Below are 22,381 nucleotides of genomic sequence, written 5' to 3'. Positions count from 1 at the left end.
ATCCTTTAAAGAAGCTGCCGACCACAATCACAACCGACGTTAACAAGGACAAGATTTCCTCAAATGCTTCCAAGAAATCCGCTACTTTTTCCTTGGTCCAATGGATGAACTCTGAACCTTTCTCGCTGACCCACTCCCAGCCGTCTTTGAAAAATTCGGCCGTCTTGTCCCAGAATCCTTTTTCTTCGGCCTGTACTTCTGTGTTATGGATCGGTTGTTGCTTTTGCGGCGCGGGGGTGTGTTCAAACTGATCAAAATCTTCATTCACCTTAGGAACATCAAATCCCCCGGGTTCGGCATAACCCGTGCCGCCAACCAAAGCCAATGACCCGGCCAACAGAATCAGAAGGGCTAAAAATGAGCGCAAAAACTTGTTCACGCCTGTCAAACCTCCCGTGAAATTTTTTCGTTGTTGATCTTTGGTTCCCTTCAATTTTTTTATAGCATTAAAAGGATATCGAATGTAAGTTCTATTTTTCAAGATCATTTAAATATTCGAAAAAATATCTAAAAAAATTTAACTTCCGAACGTAAACATCTTAATCACTTGGAATAATCAATTTACACTAAAAAATAAAAGCACGGAAACTTTTAATCAGCCCCCGTGCCATCAACCATCTGTTTCAAACGGATCAACCTGGCCAGGTTTTCGGCCAATTGCTCTGTGTACTTCTCCCCGTTTAAAAGGGCCGTTTCCAGTGATACGGTTCCCGGCACGATGGAGAAAAGGGCATCGATCCCGTGCCGGTACACCGCATCACAATCTTCTCCGAGCATCCCCGCAATGCCGATCACGGGAACCCCGTATTTTTTGGCCCGTTTGGCAACGCCGACGGGGGTTTTTCCATGGATGGTCTGGCCATCGATTTTCCCCTCCCCGGTGATGACCAAGGAAGCTTGGGCCATGTGTTTATCCAGTTGCACCGCTTCGGCCACCACATCGACTCCGCGCTTTAACGAAGCTCCCAAAAAAGCAATCAGTCCGGCGCCCAGTCCCCCCGCTGCTCCCGCTCCTGGAATCGGGTCAACGTCGATTCCCAAAGTTTCCTTCACCACTTGTGCATAACGGGACAGGTTAGCATCGAGGATGGCCACCATTTCCGGGGTGGCTCCTTTTTGCGGCCCGAACACGGCGGAAGCTCCACGCTTTCCGGTCAACGGATGATCCACGTCGCATGCGACTTCAATGTGCACTTCTTTTAACCGGGGGTCCAGCTGGCTCAAATCAATTGAATCAAGCTTGCTTAGTTCCCCGCCGCCAAATCCCAGCGGATTTCCGTCCCTGTCCAACAATCTGGCGCCCAGTGCTTGGGCCATGCCGGCCCCTCCGTCATTGGTCGCACTGCCTCCGATGCCGATCACAATCCGTTCCACCCTTTGGTCCAATGCGGCCCGGATCAATTCCCCCGTTCCTTTTGTCGTGGTCACAAGCGGGTTTCGCTTCTCTTTCGGAACCAGATGAATGCCGGAAGCCGCCGCCATTTCGATCACGGCCGTTTTTCTGTCCCCGGTGAGCCCGTAAAATGCCTCCACTGCGGTTCCTAACGGCCCGGTGACCGTTTCTTTTCGGATTTCCCCGCCGGTTGCATCCACCAGGGACCGGACGGTGCCTTCCCCTCCATCGGCCATGGGGACTTTGACATATTCGGCATCCGGCAACACCTGTTTGAAGCCTTTTTCAATAGCACAGGCCGCATCCATGGCAGACATGCTTTCTTTGAATGAGTCGGGAGCAATGACAATTTTCATGATTCCACTTCCTTTTCAAAAATTACGGAAAGACCTTGAAAACACCGAAGATCAAGGTGGATACGGCGGTTAACGTAAGCCCGATGAGGGATTCAAAGGGGATTAATTTCATCCGTTCCAGTCCCGCCACGCCCATTTCCATCATCATCCCGCCAAACACACTGCCCGCTGCAACCGTACCGGCTGTGGTCGATGCAGTCGCCGCTGACATGAATGCCCCGGAAAACGGCGCCAATAAAAAGGCCGGGAGCCCGGCAGCCGTCAAAGCCTGAATAATCACATCCGACAAATGAGAGTTGGAAATAATTCCCCGCCAAGGTTCCGGTACCAAGCAGCATGATGGCCACCCCGGACATTTTTTCAAGTCCGGCAATGGCATACTGATTGATCTGTTTGGCTTTCCCCATGATGAGAGCCCCGGTGATTCCTCCAACCGGCAAGGCAACCATGGGATCCATTTCAATCCCGGCCAGCGGGCGCAACGAGAGCAAGATTATGGCCGTAAGCGGTGCCACGATTGCCGGAAGCAACTTCGGAGGCCCGGTTTGGGCCGGATCCGAAAGACCGTTGAAGGACACCGGACTTCCCTTGCGGGAAAGCTTACATGCCGTGATGTACGTCACCAGGATGCCAAAGACAGCCGGAATCACCCCGGCGGCCATCACCGAGGTTAAAGAAACGTCAAATGCTTCGGCTGCTGCGATCGAGTTGGGATTGGGCGACATCAGATTGCCTGCCTTCCCGCCGCCGATCATGGCAATCAGGACGCCTGTTTTGGAAAAGCCGACCCGGCCGGCTATGGCAAGAGCAATCGGTGCCACAGTGATCACCGCCACATCAATGAACACCCCAGCCGCAGTGAGCAGCATGGTTGCAATGGCCAGAGCCAACAGCGCTCTTTTCTCCCCGATCCAATCCACCGTTTTTTCGGCAATGGTCGTTGCCGCTCCGGACTCCATCAACACTCCGGCCAGAACCCCCGCCGCCAGGATCCGGAGTGTGGCCGGAATCATTCCTTCAGCTCCTTCCATCATCAATGAAACCGTGTCAGGGAGAGATGCCCCGCCAATCCATCCGCCGGCCAACGCACCGGCCACCATCCCGTACGCGGGCGGCACTTTCCGAAGGATCAAAATCACTGACATGACAAGTGCAATCACGGCTCCAAGAGCACTGACTTCCATTCCTGTTCATCCCCTTGTCTGTCCTTGGTTTTATTCCCATTGTACACGGTTTCATTTATAAAAACATTTCAGATTATCATGGTATTTCACTTTTTATAAATAATCACCACTGAAAAAACATAGCAAAACCCCATCTTTTACACATGGGGCCTGTTTCATTATTCACCTGCCTTGGAGTCACACGCCATGACTTGAACCTTTGGAGGAAATTCCGATAAAACCTCAATCACGTCGTTTGGAGTGATAAAAACATAATGCTCCACCTCTCGCGGATCATAAATTCCCATACTTTGTTCAATAAACCATGTTAAATAGGCGGAATTCTTCACTTTAAACATCGTCCATCGGCTGTAAAAAGGATCGCGATATTGTTCATCCAATTGATACCAGGTTTTCAAAAGCGATCCTTCGTCTGTGTTCCGATAAGACAGCACACCATTTTCAAACCAAACCCTCACCTTTCTTTCATGGTTTTCATCACTAAACTCCAACAGAACCCCTTCATGATGATCCAAAAACAAATCATTGTACAGCCTTGCCGGAATCCCGCGAACCGGCTCCCATCGCTCCCAACTTTCCATGAAATCCTACTCCCCTATTTTTTATTCAAAGGATGGATCGGATCCATGCATCGTTCAATCCCTTTTTACTTCTCCACTTTTTTCTGCGCTTTGCACTTGATATATTCTTCTCCCCATGCGCACATTTGGTCCAAGACCGGCTTTAACGACCAACCGAATTCATTCAATTCATAAACCACTTTCGGAGGCACTTGGTTATAGACAATGCGGTTGATCACACCGTCCTTTTCCAATTCGCGCAGTTGTTGGGTCAACATTTTTTGCGTGATCTTCGGCATGGCTCTTTTCAATTCGCTTGTCCGCATCGGTCCACGGGTCAAATGGCAAAGGATGACGGTTTTCCATTTTCCGCCGATCACTTCCAAGGTCGCCTCAACCGGGATATTATAAGATTTCTCTTCCGTTTTCACAGTACTCCTCCTTCCCTTCGATCGCCAATGAAACTTCTGCTTCATAAGGTTACCCAAAAGTGCCTGTGTTACCGGAAAGTATCTATATCACTAAAAAGTACGTACTTCCAAAATATAAGTATATGTTACATAATAAGTGCCACGGCTGTCGAGAACATTCGGCATCCGGACCAAGTCGTTATCATCAGCCTGGATCGAGGAGAGATTACTCATGGAAAAAAGAAGACTGGGAAACAGTAACTTAATGGCCTCTGTGATCGGCTTCGGAGCCTGGGCAGCCGGAAAAGCCGGTTGGGGAAACGTGGACGAGCAGGAAATCATGGAAGCCATCCAAACGGCATATGATCACGGGGTCAATTTTTTCGACACCGCGCCTTTCTACGGTTTCGGGGAATCCGAACGCATTCTCGGGAAAGCCCTGAAGCCCGTCCGGGACAAAGTGATCATCGCCACCAAGTTCGGCTTGGTTTGGAACGAAAAAGGGGACTTTGTCAAGGATGCCAGCCGGAAAAATATCCTGCGCGAAATTGACCAAAGCCTGAAAAACCTGAACACAGACTATATCGATCTGTACCAGGTTCACTGGCCGGATGATCAAACCCCGATCGAAGAAACCATGGAAACCCTCAATGAACTTGTGGAGAAAGGAAAAGTCCGTTATATCGGCGTCTCCAACTTCTCCGTGGAACAAATGGAAGAAGCCCGCAAATACGCCAATGTCGTCTCTCTCCAATCCCTGTACAACCTGCTTCAACGGGATGTGGAAAAAGCAGAGTATCCCTATACGGAAAAAAACGGAATGGGCTTTATTCCTTACAGCCCTCTGGCCCAAGGACTTCTTACCGGCAAGTTCACCCCCCCAATCACCTTGTCTTCAAATGATGTCCGGCGGCAATTCAATCCGCTTTTCCAAGAAGGGCGTTTTGAAGAAAATCTGAAAAAAGTGGAGAAAATCCGCACCGTCGCTGAACGTTACAACAAACCGACGGCACAAGTCGCCGTAAACTGGCTTTTGGCCAAACCTGCGGTCACCACCGTGATTACCGGCGCCAAAAACAAAGAGCAAATCATGCAAAATATCGCTTCGAGCGAATGGAAACTGACCGGCGAAGATGTTGCACGGCTTGACAAGCTGACCGCCGTCTGAACAACACAAACAAGAAAGGGGAATGATCCATGGACCTCTTTTTAAAGGAAAAAAAAGTGCTCGTGACCGGTTCCACTTCCGGAATCGGAAAAGCAACCGCCCGACTGCTTGCTCAAGAAGGGGCCACCGTCCTCATTAACGGGCGCCGGGAAGAAAAAGTGCAACAAGTCATCAAAGAGATCCAATCTTCCCAGCCCGAAGCATCACTGGAACCGGCCGTTGCCGATTTGAGCTCCAAAGCCGGATGCAATGAAATCATCCAAAAGCATCCGGAAGTCGATATTTTGATCAACAACCTCGGAATCTTCGAGCCGGCTGATTTTTTTGAAACCGGAGATGAAGAATGGCAAAAGCTGTTTGAAACCAATATTTTAAGCGGGCTTCGTTTATCCCGCCATTACCTCAAAGGAATGCTTGAGCGAAATGAAGGAAAAATCCTCTTTATTTCCAGTGAAGCTGCCATCATGCCATCTCCGGAGATGGCCCATTACAGTGCAACCAAAACCATGCAACTGTCGATCTCCAGAAGCTTGGCGGAATTAACCCGGGGAACCAACGTGACCGTCAATACAGTCATGCCCGGATCCACGCTGACCGAAGGCGTGGAAAAACACATCCAAAAGCTATACCAAGGAGAAACCATGTCTTTGGAGGAAGCGGAACGTCGGTTTATGAGCGAACACCGGCCGAGCTCCCTGATTCAACGGCTGATCCGCCCGGAAGAAATTGCCTCTTTTGTGGCATTTTTGTGCAGTCCCCGTTCCTCGGCCATCAATGGCGCTTCGCTCCGGATCGACGGCGGGCTGGTTCATACCATTTTTTAAACTCATCAATACAGGGCAGTCTGTCCGAAAGCAGCACTGCCCTCATATGATCTTTCCTTGCCGGTTAATCAAAAACAAACCGGCAATAATAAAAACCATTCCCAAACCGGCCATAAACGACAGTTGATTTTTAAAAATGATGTAATCCAGCAGTGCGGTGACCGGCGGGACAGCATACAACAAGCTGGTGACATTTGTCAGATTTCCTTTTTGGATCATGAAATACATCATCATGGAAGCGCCAACCGAGATCACCAACGCCATCCAAAACAAACTGATCAAAAAGGTGGAGTTGCATTGAACATGCCATCCTCCAAAAAACGGGAGAAACATTGAAACAACCAAAATACCTCCGGAATATTGAATGGCCATGTTGACCGGCTGACTGATATGAATTTGCTTTTGCATAAATGTACCGGTTGTGATACAGACCAAGCACAAAATGGCGCTGATTAAGCCATATAAAGTGAAGTTTGGCTTTGTGATATTATCAAAAACAACCAAAATTAATCCGCTTAACCCTAAAAAAAGCCCAAACCACTGTTCATATCTGGTTTTGTTTTCCCCCAAAAAAGCTGTAATGATTGGTTGTGCACCCAAAATAATTGCCAACATTCCCGGAGACATGTGTTGATCCAGTGCAAAAAAATAAAAAATTTGGTATCCGGCTTGCAACAGAAGCCCCGTAACTACAATGTACCCCCATTCTTTTATCGTTTTCGGGTAAATGAATCGGCTCATCAAACAAATGCCCCAGAGTAATGCCGTTGATAAAAGAAAACAAAGAAACACAAACGTGAAAGGATTGGCATACTTCAAACCGAGTTTGACGAAAATTGCTCCACTGCTCCATGTCAAGATAAAACTGACAGGCAAAACCCATTTCCAACTGTTTAACGCTTATAAAGGGAGAGGTTGCAATGGAATATTCTTTTTCACCTTCACTCACCTCATTAAGGTCATAGAATCCAAAAAACATTTCCTTACCGGCAACCTGTAAAAAGAAGCAGTGCTTTTTGCGCACTGCCCTTCACTGATTCAAAATCCCTCGCAAAGTATGAATTTGGTTCAATTCGTATTGATAATCACATTGCTCCTTAAAACATTCTGTCATCGTTTGAAAAAACATCTCTGCCCCATCCAACAATGCTTCCAAAAAAGCTTTTTTCGGCAAGACGGCTTCCACTTTGTCATTGGCTTGCAACCGGTAAAGGACCCAATCCTTTGAAATCGATTGAATGGACAGCTTGACGGGTTGATCCGGAAATAACGTTTCTCCTTCCCCGGTTTTTACCACCTGTTCCATCACATCGAGAAGATACCCCCACAATTGGTCAACCAAATCCCATGCATCCACATCCAACAAAATCTGATCCGAATCCAAATCAATCAATTCAATGGCGCCATGAATATAATGGAAATCGATCTCACTTTTCATCCCGATTAACTCATCCGCATTGCCGATTGCCACAAAGTAATCATTTCTCTTTTGCTTTAACTGTTTTAAATCAGTGATCTTTTTTCCAGGCTTTAGAATCAACGAATTTACATAGAACAATTAATCCACCTACTCTTCAGGATAAAATTGGCCCACTCTTCCCCTGTTGAAACCGACTACATAATTTTTTCCTTTGTAAGTTCCTCTGATTTGATAAGAAAACTTGGTGCCTTTTTTGATTAAAGTTTCCCGATTCTGTTGCATGATGGTTTCAATTGCGCTCACAATCTCATCCGTTGTCATGTCCTCGTCAAAAAACGTTTGCTTCTGTTTCACGCTTCCATCCCAATATTTCGGGTGATGCCTTTCCAAGATGTGTTTCATGCCGCTTTTATCCAACAGAAACGTCTCATTCCCAAACTGATAAGTTTTGCTCTGGAAGTCCTTCAGTTCATTGACTACTTTATGTGGATCTGCTTTTTTCGGTTTCTTGGTGTTGCATGAGAGCAACAGGATCATGCCCGTATAATTGTCTGCCGGCTGCTCATACGCCACCGATTTCATCCCGCATTGAACCACTTTCATAATAGCCGGGAAGATTTTGGGAATCCCAAAGAAGGAAAGGCCTGCGAGCGATACACCGACTGCACCGGAAATCAGCGTTTTCCAATTCAAATTGAATTTGTCAGCAAGGGCGAGGACCTTATTTTTCCAAAAATCAGCAGTAAACACCTTTGGCAATTTCCCAAGTACCTCGCCGGCTTTTTGTCCCATCCGGCTCGCTTTGGCCGCTTTCCCAACTTTATCCAATCCTTTGGTTCCAAACACCGCCAAACCAATTTCTCCAAAAACATAGCCAAACCATTCCGCACGGCTTCGGGCATCCCCGTGGACCACATCGCGCATAAAAGATTCCGAAATGACTTGCCAGAGAGCTTGGGCGGTTTCAACAGGATGGGTAATGGCCTCATACAGACCTTTTAATGTATCGATGGGGTGTCTTATCATATTAAAAATTCCTTCGACTGTGTCATAAACCGCCTTCGCAACCCCTTTTAAAAAGCTTACAGCCACGATGACAACCGATGTCAACAAGGACAAAATTTTCTCAAACGCTTCCCAGAAGGCCTCTGCGGTTTCTTTCACCCAATCCATAAAGGCCGAACCTACATTGACCAACCAATGCCAGCCTTCTTTGACTGCTTCCTTCGTTTGGTCCCAATATCCTTTTTCTTCAGTCTGCACTTGTGTTTCATTGACCGGCTGTTCTTTTTGCGCATCCGGCTTGTGTTCAAACTCTTCAAAATCTTCTTTCACTTCAGGGACTTCAAAGCTGCCGGTATTCGGGTCCGCATATCCCGTACCACTTCCCAATACACCCAATCCGGTCAACATCATAAGAAGGACAACCAACCAATACTGGTGCGTTTTCACGCCTTGGCACCTCCCGCAGACGTAAACCCTTGTTATCCACTTTGAATATAAATATCATAGCGAATTTAAATTCTATTTTCAATATAATGTCAATATCAAAAAATATCTCGAATTTCTTTTACGAATTAACAAGCCAACCATGTGGTTAATACATAAATTTTCAGGCTGGTACATCCATTAAATCTTTATAATTTCTTTATTTTTTCCTTTCATAATGCTTTTGAACTCCGTTACCAATGGTGTATTCAAGCATTACGAAAGGATGATCCAAATGGAAAATTCCATTTTAGAGACCAAAAACCTGTCAAAGTATTACGGCAAAACTTTGGCAGTAAACAAGATTTCACTCCAGATACCGTCTGGCTCCATTTATGGTTTGTTAGGGCCTAATGGTGCAGGAAAAACCACCACTTTAAAAATGTTAACCGGCCTTCTTCAGCCCAGTAATGGTGAAATCAAAGTGTTTGGAGAACCTTGGCGAAGAAAGCATCTTAAACGTATGGGCGCTCTTATCGAAGCTCCGGCAGTGTATGGAAATTTGACCGCGACAGAAAATCTGGAAGTACACAGGCGTTTGCTCGGTGTACCCGTTCAACGTATATACGAGGTCTTGGAAATGGTTGATTTAAAAAATACAGGAAAGAAGCGAGCCTCCCAATTTTCGTTAGGTATGAAACAAAGACTTGGAATCGCGATTGCCTTATTAGGGAATCCGGAGCTTCTAATTTTGGACGAACCCACCAATGGATTAGACCCCATCGGAATCCAGGAACTGCTGAAACAAATTGTTTCCTTCTCAAAGCAAGGAATTACGGTGATCTTGTCAAGTCATATCCTTTCACAAGTGGCTCAAATCGCTGATTATATAGGAATTATAAGCGAGGGGGAATTAAAATATCAGGGTCCGTTAAAGCGTGGAGAAGATTTGGAATCTCTTTTCATGCAAATGGTGACAGGCACAGGACAGAATGGAGGAATTGCTTAATGATCAACGTCATCCGTGCCGAATGGTTAAAAACGAAACGTACATTTTTAAGAAGGTTTACCATCTTGGCTCCCATGTTTTTAATTTTGATTGCAGTCGTGCAAAAACTATTTATGCCAGTGGACTATTTACGCCCTTGGGATGAACTTCTATATCAGATTTTCAATTGGAGTCCGGTCACTTTTGTTCCAATGGGAATTGCACTCATGGCTTCTTTAACACAGGTTCAAGAAAAAAGAGCTGGAAATTATCGTAATCTGCGTACCCTTTCCCTTCCTCCAGCTGTCATTTGGACAGGTAAACTGATAATTTTGGCAATCTATTTTTTAATTGCAACGATCCTGATTCTATTCGTTACCATTTTAGTGGGAATCATTAGTGCAGAAGGAAGTATCCCTTGGATTCAACTTTTCTCTGCCGGATCCATTATGTGGATTGCTTCGCTGTCAATCATTCCGTTGCAGCTGTGGGCTGCAGTCTGTCGGGGAACTGTTGCAAGCATGTCATTAGGTATCGCGGGATTAATCATGGGAGTAATCATGGCTCCTTCCTCAAAATGGGCGCTTATTCCTTGGAGTCTGCCGATTCGACTGATGTGTCCCACAGTCGGTGTTCATCCCAATGGAATTCCATTAAAAGCAGGAGATCCACTACTTGATGAATCAGTCATCCCTACAGGTATAGCCATTTCAATAGGAATGACAATCATTTTTTCTTTGCTCACAGCACTATGGTTTCAGCGAAAGGAGATAAGCTGATGAATTCACCGGTTTTCCTGAGAATCCTCAAATCCGAATGGTTAAAAACCAAGCGTTCTCCGGGGCGATGGATGATTTTCATCATTCCGGTTTTGACTGCCATGATATTTATTTGGTATTTTTCCAAATTAACCTTATCAAATGACATACAGGTTAAAATTTATCAGTCCTTTTTTGAGTTTTGGACGGCGCTGGTCATCCCTGTCGGTACTGGCGTGTTAGCCGGATTAATTGTACAGCAGGAGGAATTTGCAGGGAATTTTATTGCTCTTCTCGGAAGTCCATTTTCGCGGACATCCCATTACTTGGGGAAACTGGTAATTCTGATTTTACAAACGATTGTCAGCAGCATGTCAGCAGTCTTCAGCTTGCTCTGCGGATTGAAGCTGTTTTTAGAGATCGATGTTCCATATTCCCACTTTTTATTGGCTGTATTAACCACTGAAGCTGGTCTTCTCCCACTTCTGGCTTTACACCTTTGGATCGGGATGGCATATGGATTTGGTGCAGCAATTGGTTTAGGAAGCGGAGGAGTAATATTGGCGGCTTTAGTCGGGGCAACCTCTCTGGGAAACAAAATCTGGCCATTCGTACCATGGGCATGGCCGGTACGGCTGTCACTCATGCCAGGACATTTCTTCCCGGGGATGGATCTTCCAACATCCATCACATCTTTAACGTTCTTTTGGCATCAAACTCTGATGAGCGTGGTTTTAAGTGCCCTGTTATTTGTATTTCTTGTGACAGGAGGGAGCATTTGGTTTAATAAATGGGAAGGAAGAAAGATTCCGGACTAAACTATCCACATGGAGGAGTTCATTCTGAAAAACAAAATCCTTATTATTGATGACGAACGGGAGATTGTTTCGTTTATGCGCGATGCACTCCTTGATGAGGGATATGATGTCTTAACCGCCTATAATGCAGAACAAGCTTTAAAACAAATCAATGTTGCCCCGGATCTGATCATCTTGGATGTCATGATGCCGGAAGTGGATGGATTTGAACTTTGTCCAAAGCTGCGCGAACGCATTAACTGCCCCATCATTTTTTTGAGTGCACGTCAAAGTGAAACAGACCGGATCAAAGGTTTGGCAGTCGGTGGAGATGACTATCTGATAAAACCGTTTAGTATCAGGGAATTGAAGGCTCGCGTTCATGCTCATTTGCGAAGAGAAAAACGCCAATCGCATAAACAAGAAACCATTCTGAGGTTTGGCAAGCTTGAAATTGACCTGTCCGGCCACCAAGTCAACGTGGAGGATAAAGAAATCTCTTTAACAAGAAGGGAATTTGAAATTCTTGAATTTCTGGCACTGCACCCAGGCCAAGTGTTTTCCAGGGAGCAGATTTATGAGAAAGTATGGGGTTATGATGCTACAGGCGATGATACCACCATTACGGAACATATTAAAAAAATCAGGTCCAAGATTTATGCAGCCGATCCAGATACAGAGTACATTTCCACGGTTTGGGGAATCGGGTACAAATGGAAGTGTAACCGATGATCAATAAATTTTCTTTAAAAACTCAATTCATCATTTCTTTTGTCGCGGTGATCACTCTCAGTCTCTTGGCAACTCTTATAACTCAAGGTTTAATCATCGGGTTATGGCTAAAATTCGGAGACTATTTCATGTTACCGGCCAACCATTATGAAAAGCAACTCCCTTCCATTCACCGTTTCATCCACAGTCAAGGCAAAGATCTTCTATTAATTGAAAACAAGGAACAACTTGAAAAGGTAATACCGAGCGAAGGCTTTAAATATCAAGTTCTGAATTCCAAAGGAAAGATCCTGTATGGCTCGATTTCGGAACCAGTCAGCTCAAGCACGCATGATTTGATTTTAAAGTTGAATACCAAATTATCACAAGACAATAAAATCAGGGAGTTCCTTCCTTTAACTGACGCCAATGGCACATTCAGCGGAGCCATTGTCATTGAATATGCGTTAGAACCCATCATGACACGCTCTTGGTCCAAAATCATCTTTTTTTTCATCATCTTCTTGTTGATTATATCTCCGTTTATTTACATTTTACTGTTTACTTTAATTTTCGCCCGGAGATTCGGCCGGTCCATTCATGAACCTGTCCAGGCGCTGATTGAGGGTGCACATCGAATCCAGCAACGTGATTTGGACTTTTCCTTGGACTATCAGGCGGATAACGAAATTGGAAAGTTAACGCGCTCCTTTGAGAAAATGCGTTTGGCTCTGAAAGAATCCCTACTGCGTGAATGGCGCTTGGAAGAAGAAAGAAGAGAGATGATTTTGTCCATCAGCCATGATCTAAGCACACCCCTGACCATTATTCAAGGCCATGTACAAACTTTACTTGACGCAAGACACCTCCAACCGGACCGTGTCCAGAGATACCTCAAAGTTATTGATCAAAATACTCAATTTGTAGGTCAACTCGTAAAAGAACTAAATGAAATCTCCAAAATTGAAGAACCCAATTTTACAATAAATCCTGAATGGGTCGACATCGTTCCTTTTCTTGAAACAAAAGCCGAGGAATATGAATGGATGTGCAGGCAACAAAAGATCTCTTTTGAATTCACCTGTGAAGATAAACGATCCAAACGACTGCAATCCTTGGATTTGGAAAGGCTGGGTCAAGTCTTCAATAACCTGATGTCAAACAGTATAAGATTTACACCAGCTCAAGGAAAAATAACATGGCATGCACACCTGGAAAATTCAGCCATGAAATTCACATTATCAGATACAGGCCCGGGATTTTCGGCAAAAGACATACCTCATTTATTTAAAAAGTTTTATCAAGGAGACCCGTCACGAGGAGAAAAGGGTCACTATGGTTTGGGTCTGTTCATTTCCCAAAAAATCATCCACAAACATAATGGTGTGATTAAAGTGGGAAACACGCAAGAAGGCGGTGCAAAAATAAGCATAACGATTAACTGCTGAATCCAAAGGCAGGAGCCCCAACAAACCGGGTGAATGTTTGGGGGCTCTCCTATTATTCTTCAGATGCTGGTTGTATGATTGTCAAACTCCATGATCCTTCGAGAGTCAGTCTAATTTTTCAAGAGAGTTTCGCCATGAGGCATACTTCATAGGATTGGGTATACCGTATATAAAAGCAGATAGCTCATTCAATCAAAGCGAGGAAAAATCCCTTTTGGGCAAATACCATTGCTTCTTTTTCAGCGAAACACAATGAGTGCAACTCAGAAAAATCCGGAAATCTATAAAATGATGCATACAAAAATGAATATCCTGATATATACTTAATCTGCATATTCATTCAACAAATGATATTTAGTCACCTTTTGGAATCGAACAGGAATTTGATCCTCGATGATCCGGTATTTAATTTCAACCACTGCTTTTCACATCCTTGCTGTGTGAGAAATAAAAAACATTAAACCAGCGACAAAAGATAATTTAATAATTCAGGTTTCTTATGCAGATAAATATAGGATTGCGGAGCAGAAGTATTAAATTCATTCTTCAAAATTGTCAAATCAACCTCTTTCTTCAACGGGTGTATATTTTTAATTGGCAGAGCCATTCTCCCCGGTTTTTGTCCATGAATAAATTCTTGGACACCAACACCTTCATGACCGACCAAATCTTTTGGCTCCCAGATGGGTTCATCCAACTCAAGCAAGGCTTTTATTGCACCAATTGGCTTTGTAACATAAATAAAAGCATTTATTTTCTTGTTTGGGAACCGGTTTCTGAATTCATGCTTTTTCTTCCCTGCCATAATCAGTTCATAAAACTGTGGCTTTAAACTAATTAAAATGTATTCTTTTTCATCAAAACGTGTTGATTGTTTCACTCAATTCCCCTCCAATTAAAAAAACGGCCTAAATCCAGAGAAATACGATTATCTTGATTGCCGGGAGCTAAACCAGACATTGATCAGTTCCCATCCTTCTTCACCCAAACGAAGCCCGTTTTCATGGTAAGTTTCGTCATTATAAGCTTTATCGTTCAATCGAATCCCTCGATTTCTCCAATCATCAAAGCGGTATCGGTCGAACGCTTTCAGTTCATCCAAGTCTTCGATGATTCGATATTTGATTTCAACCACTCTTTCCTCTCCCTGCCGTCCAAAGTAACTTGGTGTAAGCTTATATGTTCCGTTAGAATGAAAGTGATAATTTCCTCTCCTTCTGTAGTTGTATATGTACACTTCATAGTTATTGGACGACTGCTCTTTCTACGTACCAAGAGTGATAAAATCCGCCAAAATCTTCATTCATGCACTGCTCCGCTCCTTGGTGACAAAAATCCGAACCGCTTTTCGTTATACAGTTCGGATTAATGAATTTACCTTTATTATTCATCTACAAATAGTCCAAAATCTGTTACCAAACAGCAAACCTCATTATTCTCATCATATCCCCAATAAGAAGGATAAAACCCATCACCCAATCCGCTTTTAAAAGCAATGATATTCAGCGATGAGTCTATTTCAAAATTACACCAATCTCTTGTAGGTGCATAATTTTTCTCCATTTCTGCCAAAAGGAGATCTTCATACTGCGGGTTGTCATCCAAAATGCTAATATATTTTCGAAAAGTTTCTTGGTCTGCAAAACTGCCCGTGCCACTATTCACCGGATACCCATAGATCTCATCTTCTTCCAATTTGCTTAAATCTTGTCCATCTAATAATGCCATTTCCCAACGAATGGCCCGGCTGTTTTTGAATTTGATTTTTGCAGCTCCTATTCGTTCGTCACCATCATCGACATAATGAACAATATTTAATATCACAGGGTAATTTCCTGAAGGAATTTCTTTAACAAATGGATCTGTGTCGGGTAAAAAAGGATCACATGCAACAATTTTACATGAAGGCAGGTTTAATGTTCCTATGTTAATGTTTTTGGTTTTTCCTTTTCCTATACTTGTCTCAAATATCACATCATCTTGAAAAAAGTAGCAAAAATCCGGCACCTTGATTTTCATCAAACTCAATCCTTTCTACCAATCATTACCACTAAGCAAACTTGAAATTATACTTCCCACCCGCAGTCCCTCTTTACCATAAAAAATCTCCGAAACCCTTACTTATCCCGGCTTCTTTTTTTCTTTTACATTCCTTTTAAAAAATGTGATTTGGCTTTTTCTTTTTGATTTTTTATGAAGTAATTTGTATAGATCTTCTTCAATCTCACGATAAATGTAATTCTGCATTCGCATCAAAATCAAAAGAGCTTCCAAATAGTCCGGTTTCACTTCGACAGCCTTTCTTAAGCAATTGATGCTTTTCTCAAAATCACCAATAGGAGACTCGAAAACCAATACACTCAACCGGACCCATGCTTCCACGTCATCGGGATATTTTATTAAATGCTGATCCAAAATTCTTTCAATTTCTTCTTCAAGGGCACCTTCTTCATGCAATTTTAATGATGAATTCATTTTAATATTCTCTCCTTAGAGAATTCCATGTTGTTTCACCACTTCTTCTGTCCGGCGAGCTTACCCTATTTTGACAAACTCTTTGTGGATGGAATCGTAATCGATATCAACTCCTTCCGTTTTTACAAATACAATGGATTCTTCCAGTGAAAGTGCAATAAACCGGGTTATATCCACATTGACCGTATCCACACCATCCGGAATGGTGTCCGGATCATTCTTAATTTCCAAACAATATCCTTTCTCTTCTTGAAGAATCTTTATCTGAAGTCCCAAAATGGTACGTTCCAGTTGTAAAACCGGACCTTGTTCATTTTTCAGGAGATTAAAAGGCAATCCACCACACAATGCTTTGGAGATGATTCTCCCCACTTCGTGAAGATCTTTATCGGAATTAAACGGGAGATGACAGATAAAGTAAGGAAACTTATTCTTTATCTTTTGCTTCGCTGACAGGTTATCAGGATGTGTTTCCTCTTCATCGATATCTAAATCACTATATCCATCCTCTTCTAAGATTTTATCCCTGATTTCTATTCCTTCCGTCCCTTTAAGCAGAGTTGCAACATATCCCGTAATATCGAGGTTTTCCCCCCTTATTACCCCTTTCGTTCTATTTATTGCAGAATAAAGAATTGGATAATTAACAACATCCAAAAAATAATATCGCTCTTCATCACCTATTAATAATTCCCAATCTTCTTCATTAAAACCTGCAACGATGATTTCAAATCCTAAAATGGGACTGTCGATATATATGGCAGGAATTTCCTTATAAATGTAGTCTTCCAACCCTCCAAAAGGTAAACCGCCAAATAATTGGTTGGATATCATCTCCGCTATTTCATGTATATCTGTTTCATGTATATCTTTTTCTGTATAAATTGGAAGTTGGCATTCAAAATACGGGAATCCATTCATCGTTTTTCCTCCTGACTTTTCATGGTCATAATCTGTATGATTTTCCTCCTTGTCTTTTGCAAAAAAAGGAAATTTTTCGTTACACCTCCATAGCGCTGAACCCATGAAAAAGACAGTGCTTTCCAGCACTGTCACCTGCTTATCAAAACAACTCAGGACAGGATTTTATTTTTTGATTATATCAATTAACCCCTTCTTTTATCAATTTATAAGTTACAGATGATAAAGATAAATGGATCCCCTTAATTTTTTCATTGATATATTCATGATAATCGAATACAAGAGGATCCAGGCCACCATTCACCCGGTAGATCTGCCGGACATTTTTCATTCCTTTTAAAAAAAGTGATTTAGCTTTTTCTTTCTGACCTTTTTCTTCATAGTAATTTCCTAATGCAATATAATTCAACACATATTTTGGATAAACTGTAATCGATTTTTCTAAATGACGGGCATATTCTTCATCCATCTTTTTGCATTCAAAGTACCACGCTTTGGCGAACTCAATCAACGATCGCTCCTCACGACTCCTTGGCTGATAGTGATGAAGCAATTTGTATACATCTTCGTCAATCTCAGCATACGCAGTATACTGCATTCTCATCAAAATCAAAAGAGCTTCCAAGCAATCCGGTTTCACTTCGACAGCCTTTCTTAAACAATCCACACTTTTCTCAAAATCCCCAATAGGTGGCTCGAAAACCAATACACCCAACCGGACCCATGCTTCCACATCATCCGGGTATTTTATTAAATGCTGATCCAAAAATCTTTCAATTTCTTCTTCATGGACACCTTCTTCATTTAATTTGGTGATCTTCTCCGCTAAAGATGAATTCATTTCAAACTCACTCATTAAGAAAATCCAAGATCAATCACTTTTTTTCACTGGACTGATTCGATCAGTGTATTCCCTTTTCCTTATCCAATTTAATTAATGCCATCACTTATTCGTTTTGCTTTTTTTTGAAATAAACCATATATATAATCTCCTTTTCGTCGATCTACACAGGCTGTTACCTCAGTCAATGGGCAAATTGGATCCAATCCTGAAATCAGAATAACCGGTAATTCGTAGTACACATTATTTGAATCATCTAAAAAAAGTTTCCACTTGCCATTTAAATTTTTTCGATATACTTGCCCTACGTATCGTGCTAAAGAATCTAACTTTCTTTTTTCAGTTTCCTTCAGAATATCTCCCACTGTGGGATATGTTTTTAAAATCCACTCTTCTAACCGAAGTAGTGATTCGGGACTATAATCAAGCATCAATTGTGCAGGCATTTCTTCAATCAATTCATCGAGCCTGTCTCCCATTTCCATCAACCAATATTGAAATAATCGGTTCATTGTTTCCCCCCTGATTTTTCAAGAACCTCTTTCTTGTATAGCCAGACCTTGTTTTCATTTTCCAAGAACTATTTCTTTAAATAACGATCCATCTCTCTTCCCAACAGCAAATGATCTTAAATTCCTTGTCATCGCGATCATTTCTTATATTCTTTGTCCAGTATAAGTATTGGCTTTTCATGAATAAACAAGTATTCTTTTCTGCGGGTCTGGGGAATCAGCTCAATCTTCCTGATGAGTCTTGCATAAGGAACATGTTCCTTCATTTTTTTCATGACCTCTGGAAGATTCTTCAGTTCATTCAACCTGATCAAGACGGAATATTCTCTGAAATTTCTTTCCTCCCAATCCTCAATCCACATAATTGTAATAAACTCGTATTTCCTGAAAATCCCCAAGTTTCGCCTTATAGTACTCTCCCTAATAACTGCTTTCACGATACTCGAATTGAATTTTTAAGGCTTTTTCCAAATCGTTTTTAACTACCCGCAACGATTTGTCAGCTACACCATAAATCATATACTCATACATCATCAGTTGACCCCCATTATACTTGGCCAACCGCTCATGACAAGGGATTGGACATGACATTCTTGCTAAATCAGCATATCCTATTTTTCAAATTAAATCATTTGATCAACCAAATAAATTTTAAGGTCATAAAATAGGAGCCATTCTCTCAAAATGACTCCAAAATCCAAATACTATTAATCATCACTTGGCGGAGGTATAATAATTGGCTGATATCTTAGTACCTTTTCAACGATTTCTTCTGGAGTAAGTTTATTATCACTCCAATAAATCAACCTCATTAATTCTTTAAAATCAGGTACTGATTTTTCCAATAATGACAAAATCTCAGTCTCTTCTTCTTCAGAGAATTCTACATTGATTAGCTTTCTAACTGTAACTATTAATTCTTCTTTTGATTTGATGAATTTGTCCATTGTAATCTCCCCCCTCTTCTTAGCGCCCAAAGCGGTAATTGCCGCGTTCTTCCAATTGATATTTAACTTTCGGGAAAGAGTGCTGGCGGCATTTTTTCAAAAGTCTTTGGTAAACACTTTTTGTACGGGGGCGGGCAGTTTTTCAAGCAAACTTCTTCCTTTCCGCCAGTTGTTTTTGGTTTTACTTCATTTTCTCCTTGGATTCAAATTCACTTTTGTTCAAACAAAACCCCCCAACACTGCACATGCAGTTGGGGGCTCTGTTTATTTTTCTTTATAGCAATTTTAAAAAGCCAAGGGGCATTGTCATCTTCGACAACCTTATGCTTAATCTTATATTCCCCAGCTTTCCTTGATTTCCTTTAACAGTCGGGTCACTTCTTCTTTTCTTTTCGGGTGACTTGAAATATACTCTTGTGCACGTTTATACACATAAGGATAAAACTCCTTAAAGTCCATGTATCCGATGGTATCTTCCTCAGCAGCCGGATAATACATGACCAGAGCAACTTCATTTTCTTGACAACGGAAACGTTCCCATTCATCAAAACTTTGCCGAAATAAAATCATCACTTCTTCTATACCAAAACCTCTTTTGTTTTTAAAGCTGTCTAAACAGTCCACAAAATAATAATTCCCAACCAACATAAAAAAATACTGATACATAATTCTTTTTCTTCTATCGTTTCCATGACTTTATAAGTTTCTTCTTCAAAATTGCACATTTTTCACTCCTCCACAAACGCTGGATAAAAATTTTTTATTTTCCCTGATTATCCAGATAACCAACAAATTTCATTCCATTCTTGCTATATCCTTTGACTGTTCTTCCTTTAATTCTTTTATTAGATAATCCTTCATCCATGGCTTCTTTTCCCCATAGAATATCCGATAAATTTTAGGATCATAAACAGTCAAACCTTCTTCAATAAAGAATCACCTTTGATTTGCTTTCTTCACTTCCTCAAACCAAGAAATAAAAATATCTGGTGGAGCTAGCTCTTTGGTATCAGACCAGACTGGATCATACTGATTTCTTGCTCGAAGTTTATTCTCTTTAGCATTATAATGAATTTTGATTTCAGTTGGCATATCTCTGTTAAATTCTTGACACTTCTTGTGAATCTCCTCTAAATAACCCAGTCCGATTTTAAGCATACTCCTTTGTCTTTCTCTTGAAACATCAAACCTTTCACGTTGTCCCTCTTCCAATGTTTCGTTTAACCGGTGTTTATGAACCACCTTCCCGTTCATTTTATAAAACACGTTAAATGAATACATTTTATCTTCATAAGAGCAGTAAATATAAATCTCATCTGCTTTATAATCTGCATACTCCGCACAAATAGCCACTATTTCACCCTGTAACTCCGAAAAGTAATCATCAAATACTTTTTCCATAAATTAATCACCCTTATTTATACCTCTTCGTATTACTGCAATAAAAGCCTAAATTGGCCCGAAACGAAGAAACAACCGCATCAGCCAAAAGTTTTTCAGGGGCATTTTCCACTCTTGGCATTAAAATACATGCAGGAATTCCCATATTACTTTAACTTCCTTATTATCTAACATGTACTACCTTGATTTTACTCACAAAGCCTTTATCTGCATAAAAATGTTACATACAAAAAGCAGCCCGCTATTACAGGCTACTTAGGAATGAATCACAGGAGAATTGTTTGCTTTCTTCACTTCTACACATTCTTTTTTAAATAATCCAAGATGACTGAGCGATCTTCTTCGGCTTGTTCATAACCTTTGTCATAAGCATAGCGAGTTACTGTTTCTTTAGATAAACCTAAAATCATCTGTTTATAAAATTCCGTACAACCTTGAACCAATGCGAGAAAAAATTCTTTTTTAGGTAAACACCAATTTTTATCCTCAATTGAAAATAAAACAAACCCTTTTTGCAATATTTTCAAATTCATTCTTACCGGCTGATCCGGAAAGTAATATGTACTTTCTTTATGTTCAATAGCCTCTAAGGTTAAATTGAGAAGATAATCCCAAAGTTGATCAATTAAATCCGAATAATATTCTGATAGAACAGGTTCATCATAATAGCTTAATTCAATGTAACCCTCTAAATAACGATGATCCAGATAAGGATCTAATTTCTTCAACAAATCCGTGTTTGTGACCTCAATGGCTTTTTCCTTTAATGAAGGAACTACTATAATTCCTTTTGATTCTAATATATCTGGATCCGGGATGTTTTCCGGTACAAAGATATAAGATCGGACTTTGAACATAAAACCCAACTCCTTATACCAAGATATCATTATAATTTTTATTCTACTTTTGGATATAATTGACCAACTAAACGAATTATTCTTTCATTCGAATTATTAATTTCTCTTACAAAACCTACTACATATTTAACCCCATCGATACTTATTTCTTCATTTATACCTAATTGAAATTGTGATCTTTTTTTAGCATTTTGACTAATAATTTCTTTTTCTTGCTTGATAATCTTGTTTAGTATCTCTTCAACATCCTCGGCTGTCATTCTGCTTGGAAATAAGGTATTTTGGCTTTTGTTTTTCCGTACATTTGGATTAAAGTATTGTGGATGATGGCTTTCTAATATATGTTTCATTGCTTTTTTATCTATAGTAACAAATATATTACTATCAACCTGAATAGAAATACTTTTAAAATTTTTTAAGTAATTATTCAATTCATCTGGATTTGCGGATCTGATTCTTCCATCTTCTATCCATTTTTTCATTTGTTCTCCTGGTATATTCACAGGAGAATCCGGCAATGCCAAGTCTTTCCCGGTTACACTGTTACGTTTTTTGCCAAGAATTTTTTCAAAGTATTCTTGATAGGCTTGATTCGAATTTTGATTAGGCAAAGGAGTATTTTTGATTAAATCATTTCTTTGGGCTATGTTTGTAATTTGGTTACTCCTGCCTCGTTCACAACTCCCTCTAGGCAACAGCATCATGGCCACATAGCTGTCTGCCGGTTGTTCATAAACCAGGCAATCCAGCTTTTTGTATACCTTCATGGCCGCAGGGGCAATTTTGGGGATTCCAAAGTATCCAAGCACTGTGAGAGCCGTTCCGGTTACACCGGTAATTGCCGCGTTCTTCCAATTGATGTTTAACTTGCGGGAAAGAGTGCCGGCTGCATTTTTCCAAAAGTCTTTGGTAAACACTTTTTGTACTTTTTGTACGGGGGCGGGCAGTTTTTCAAGCAAACTGCTTCCTTTTCTCGCCAATT

25 protein-coding genes and 2 pseudogenes are annotated in these 22,381 nt (G+C 41.5%); 7 read left to right on the top strand and 20 right to left on the bottom strand.

Going from position 1 to position 22,381, the window contains the following annotated elements:
• The 5 genes and pseudogenes from H1R82_RS14055 to H1R82_RS14035 form a co-directional block, all read right to left on the bottom strand.
• Positions 1 to 379, bottom strand: a 379-nt coding sequence (locus H1R82_RS14055) for a hypothetical protein (protein ID WP_181821699.1), incomplete at its 3' end; no start/stop codon positions are given.
• 212 nt (positions 380 to 591) lie between these two features.
• The gene (locus H1R82_RS14050; RefSeq protein ID WP_181733078.1) at positions 592 to 1,749 is read right to left on the bottom strand and encodes a glycerate kinase; all 1,158 of its coding nucleotides are present in this window, start codon (positions 1,747 to 1,749) and stop codon (positions 592 to 594) included.
• Positions 1,750 to 1,771: 22 nt separating this feature from the next.
• A pseudogene (locus tag H1R82_RS14045) lies at positions 1,772 to 2,933 on the bottom strand (GntP family permease).
• Positions 2,934 to 3,091: 158 nt separating this feature from the next.
• Positions 3,092 to 3,514 (bottom strand): hypothetical protein, encoded by a 423-nt coding sequence (locus H1R82_RS14040; protein ID WP_181733077.1) that lies wholly within the window; start codon positions 3,512 to 3,514, stop codon positions 3,092 to 3,094.
• Positions 3,515 to 3,579: 65 nt separating this feature from the next.
• Positions 3,580 to 3,924, bottom strand: a complete 345-nt coding sequence (locus tag H1R82_RS14035) for a winged helix-turn-helix transcriptional regulator (protein WP_309544840.1) — start codon at positions 3,922 to 3,924, stop codon at positions 3,580 to 3,582.
• A gap of 211 nt (positions 3,925 to 4,135) precedes the next feature.
• Here H1R82_RS14035 and H1R82_RS14030 point away from each other — a divergent pair, with 211 nt between their 5' ends.
• Positions 4,136 to 5,071 (top strand): aldo/keto reductase, encoded by a 936-nt coding sequence (locus H1R82_RS14030; RefSeq protein WP_181733075.1) that lies wholly within the window; start codon positions 4,136 to 4,138, stop codon positions 5,069 to 5,071.
• A gap of 29 nt (positions 5,072 to 5,100) precedes the next feature.
• A complete protein-coding gene (locus tag H1R82_RS14025) occupies positions 5,101 to 5,895 on the top strand; it encodes an SDR family NAD(P)-dependent oxidoreductase (RefSeq protein WP_181733074.1) in 795 nt (264 codons plus the stop codon).
• 42 nt (positions 5,896 to 5,937) lie between these two features.
• Here the strand turns inward: H1R82_RS14025 and H1R82_RS14020 are convergent, their stop codons facing one another.
• The 3 genes from H1R82_RS14020 to H1R82_RS14885 all read right to left on the bottom strand — a co-directional run bounded on the left by H1R82_RS14020 (position 5,938) and on the right by H1R82_RS14885 (position 8,767).
• Positions 5,938 to 6,714 carry a DMT family transporter gene (locus tag H1R82_RS14020; RefSeq protein WP_370527098.1) on the bottom strand — a complete coding sequence of 259 codons (777 nt, stop codon included), beginning with the start codon at positions 6,712 to 6,714 and terminating at the stop codon, positions 5,938 to 5,940.
• A 211-nt stretch (positions 6,715 to 6,925) separates the two neighbouring features.
• Positions 6,926 to 7,453, bottom strand: coding sequence for a hypothetical protein (locus tag H1R82_RS14015; protein ID WP_181733072.1), 528 nt, complete (start codon positions 7,451 to 7,453; stop codon positions 6,926 to 6,928).
• A gap of 9 nt (positions 7,454 to 7,462) precedes the next feature.
• Positions 7,463 to 8,767: an EndoU domain-containing protein gene (locus H1R82_RS14885; protein ID WP_181733071.1), complete on the bottom strand. Its 1,305-nt coding sequence runs from the start codon at positions 8,765 to 8,767 to the stop codon at positions 7,463 to 7,465.
• A gap of 271 nt (positions 8,768 to 9,038) precedes the next feature.
• Between H1R82_RS14885 and H1R82_RS14005 the strand changes: the two genes are divergently transcribed.
• The 5 genes from H1R82_RS14005 to H1R82_RS13985 are packed head-to-tail and all read left to right on the top strand — an operon-like array spanning position 9,039 to position 13,445.
• Positions 9,039 to 9,752, top strand: a complete 714-nt coding sequence (locus H1R82_RS14005; protein ID WP_181733070.1) for a lantibiotic protection ABC transporter ATP-binding protein — start codon at positions 9,039 to 9,041, stop codon at positions 9,750 to 9,752.
• Complete coding sequence (locus H1R82_RS14000; protein WP_181733069.1) at positions 9,752 to 10,510, top strand: lantibiotic immunity ABC transporter MutE/EpiE family permease subunit; 759 nt, start codon at positions 9,752 to 9,754, stop codon at positions 10,508 to 10,510. Before H1R82_RS14005 ends, H1R82_RS14000 begins: the two co-directional genes overlap by 1 nt.
• Complete coding sequence (locus H1R82_RS13995) at positions 10,510 to 11,307, top strand: lantibiotic immunity ABC transporter MutG family permease subunit (RefSeq protein WP_181733068.1); 798 nt, start codon at positions 10,510 to 10,512, stop codon at positions 11,305 to 11,307. Before H1R82_RS14000 ends, H1R82_RS13995 begins: the two co-directional genes overlap by 1 nt.
• A gap of 9 nt (positions 11,308 to 11,316) precedes the next feature.
• On the top strand, positions 11,317 to 12,018 hold the full coding sequence (locus H1R82_RS13990; protein WP_181733067.1) for a response regulator transcription factor: 702 nt from the start codon (positions 11,317 to 11,319) through the stop codon (positions 12,016 to 12,018).
• Entirely contained in the window at positions 12,015 to 13,445 is a 1,431-nt protein-coding gene (locus H1R82_RS13985) for a HAMP domain-containing sensor histidine kinase (protein ID WP_181733066.1), read from the top strand. The genes H1R82_RS13990 and H1R82_RS13985 overlap by 4 nt, the downstream gene beginning before the upstream one ends.
• 457 nt (positions 13,446 to 13,902) lie before the next feature.
• Here the strand turns inward: H1R82_RS13985 and H1R82_RS13980 are convergent, their stop codons facing one another.
• From H1R82_RS13980 to H1R82_RS13925, 12 genes and pseudogenes are all read right to left on the bottom strand, one after another.
• On the bottom strand, positions 13,903 to 14,325 hold the full coding sequence (locus H1R82_RS13980; RefSeq protein ID WP_037996393.1) for a hypothetical protein: 423 nt from the start codon (positions 14,323 to 14,325) through the stop codon (positions 13,903 to 13,905).
• A 48-nt stretch (positions 14,326 to 14,373) separates the two neighbouring features.
• Entirely contained in the window at positions 14,374 to 14,580 is a 207-nt protein-coding gene (locus H1R82_RS13975) for a hypothetical protein (protein WP_181733065.1), read from the bottom strand.
• Positions 14,581 to 14,828: 248 nt separating this feature from the next.
• Entirely contained in the window at positions 14,829 to 15,464 is a 636-nt protein-coding gene (locus H1R82_RS13970; RefSeq protein WP_181733064.1) for a DUF4241 domain-containing protein, read from the bottom strand.
• 102 nt (positions 15,465 to 15,566) lie between these two features.
• The gene (locus H1R82_RS13965) at positions 15,567 to 15,920 is read right to left on the bottom strand and encodes a tetratricopeptide repeat protein (protein ID WP_181733063.1); all 354 of its coding nucleotides are present in this window, start codon (positions 15,918 to 15,920) and stop codon (positions 15,567 to 15,569) included.
• A gap of 60 nt (positions 15,921 to 15,980) precedes the next feature.
• Positions 15,981 to 16,970 (bottom strand): hypothetical protein, encoded by a 990-nt coding sequence (locus H1R82_RS13960; RefSeq protein WP_181733062.1) that lies wholly within the window; start codon positions 16,968 to 16,970, stop codon positions 15,981 to 15,983.
• A gap of 52 nt (positions 16,971 to 17,022) precedes the next feature.
• On the bottom strand, positions 17,023 to 17,697 hold the full coding sequence (locus H1R82_RS13955) for a tetratricopeptide repeat protein (RefSeq protein WP_181733061.1): 675 nt from the start codon (positions 17,695 to 17,697) through the stop codon (positions 17,023 to 17,025).
• A gap of 74 nt (positions 17,698 to 17,771) precedes the next feature.
• Positions 17,772 to 18,194 carry a hypothetical protein gene (locus tag H1R82_RS13950; RefSeq protein WP_198054167.1) on the bottom strand — a complete coding sequence of 141 codons (423 nt, stop codon included), beginning with the start codon at positions 18,192 to 18,194 and terminating at the stop codon, positions 17,772 to 17,774.
• 707 nt (positions 18,195 to 18,901) lie between these two features.
• On the bottom strand, positions 18,902 to 19,141 hold the full coding sequence (locus H1R82_RS13945) for a bacteriocin immunity protein (RefSeq protein ID WP_037996385.1): 240 nt from the start codon (positions 19,139 to 19,141) through the stop codon (positions 18,902 to 18,904).
• 333 nt (positions 19,142 to 19,474) lie between these two features.
• A complete protein-coding gene (gene cdiI, locus H1R82_RS13940; protein WP_181733060.1) occupies positions 19,475 to 19,807 on the bottom strand; it encodes a ribonuclease toxin immunity protein CdiI in 333 nt (110 codons plus the stop codon).
• Positions 19,808 to 20,077: 270 nt separating this feature from the next.
• Complete coding sequence (locus tag H1R82_RS13935) at positions 20,078 to 20,542, bottom strand: DUF600 domain-containing protein (RefSeq protein ID WP_181733059.1); 465 nt, start codon at positions 20,540 to 20,542, stop codon at positions 20,078 to 20,080.
• Positions 20,543 to 20,838: 296 nt separating this feature from the next.
• Positions 20,839 to 21,399: a hypothetical protein gene (locus H1R82_RS13930; protein ID WP_037996379.1), complete on the bottom strand. Its 561-nt coding sequence runs from the start codon at positions 21,397 to 21,399 to the stop codon at positions 20,839 to 20,841.
• 38 nt (positions 21,400 to 21,437) lie between these two features.
• Positions 21,438 to 22,381 (bottom strand): annotated as a pseudogene (locus tag H1R82_RS13925) (hypothetical protein); the annotation flags it as partial.

Source organism: Thermoactinomyces intermedius (genome assembly GCF_013912365.1).
Classification (GTDB): Bacteria; Bacillota; Bacilli; order Thermoactinomycetales; family Thermoactinomycetaceae; genus Thermoactinomyces; species Thermoactinomyces intermedius.
Note: the sequence above shows the minus strand (reverse complement) of the source record. Positions and strands in the feature narration are given on the sequence as shown.

Excerpts from the sequence above, each read along its gene's own strand:
- H1R82_RS14005 (WP_181733070.1), top strand. The coding sequence starts at position 9,039 with ATGGAAAATTCCATTTTAGAGACCAAAAACCTGTCAAAGTATTACGGC.
- cdiI (WP_181733060.1), bottom strand. The coding sequence starts at position 19,807 with ATGTATCAGTATTTTTTTATGTTGGTTGGGAATTATTATTTTGTGGAC.
- H1R82_RS13965 (WP_181733063.1), bottom strand. The coding sequence starts at position 15,920 with ATGAATTCATCATTAAAATTGCATGAAGAAGGTGCCCTTGAAGAAGAA.
- H1R82_RS13985 (WP_181733066.1), top strand. The coding sequence starts at position 12,015 with ATGATCAATAAATTTTCTTTAAAAACTCAATTCATCATTTCTTTTGTC.
- H1R82_RS13990 (WP_181733067.1), top strand. The coding sequence starts at position 11,317 with ATGGAGGAGTTCATTCTGAAAAACAAAATCCTTATTATTGATGACGAA.
- H1R82_RS13995 (WP_181733068.1), top strand. The coding sequence starts at position 10,510 with ATGAATTCACCGGTTTTCCTGAGAATCCTCAAATCCGAATGGTTAAAA.
- H1R82_RS13955 (WP_181733061.1), bottom strand. The coding sequence starts at position 17,697 with ATGAGTGAGTTTGAAATGAATTCATCTTTAGCGGAGAAGATCACCAAA.
- H1R82_RS14050 (WP_181733078.1), bottom strand. The coding sequence starts at position 1,749 with ATGAAAATTGTCATTGCTCCCGACTCATTCAAAGAAAGCATGTCTGCC.
- H1R82_RS14040 (WP_181733077.1), bottom strand. The coding sequence starts at position 3,514 with ATGGAAAGTTGGGAGCGATGGGAGCCGGTTCGCGGGATTCCGGCAAGG.
- H1R82_RS13935 (WP_181733059.1), bottom strand. The coding sequence starts at position 20,542 with ATGGAAAAAGTATTTGATGATTACTTTTCGGAGTTACAGGGTGAAATA.
- H1R82_RS14030 (WP_181733075.1), top strand. The coding sequence starts at position 4,136 with ATGGAAAAAAGAAGACTGGGAAACAGTAACTTAATGGCCTCTGTGATC.
- H1R82_RS14025 (WP_181733074.1), top strand. The coding sequence starts at position 5,101 with ATGGACCTCTTTTTAAAGGAAAAAAAAGTGCTCGTGACCGGTTCCACT.
- H1R82_RS13970 (WP_181733064.1), bottom strand. The coding sequence starts at position 15,464 with ATGAAAATCAAGGTGCCGGATTTTTGCTACTTTTTTCAAGATGATGTG.
- H1R82_RS14000 (WP_181733069.1), top strand. The coding sequence starts at position 9,752 with ATGATCAACGTCATCCGTGCCGAATGGTTAAAAACGAAACGTACATTT.
- H1R82_RS13945 (WP_037996385.1), bottom strand. The coding sequence starts at position 19,141 with ATGGACAAATTCATCAAATCAAAAGAAGAATTAATAGTTACAGTTAGA.
- H1R82_RS13930 (WP_037996379.1), bottom strand. The coding sequence starts at position 21,399 with ATGTTCAAAGTCCGATCTTATATCTTTGTACCGGAAAACATCCCGGAT.
- H1R82_RS13950 (WP_198054167.1), bottom strand. The coding sequence starts at position 18,194 with ATGAACCGATTATTTCAATATTGGTTGATGGAAATGGGAGACAGGCTC.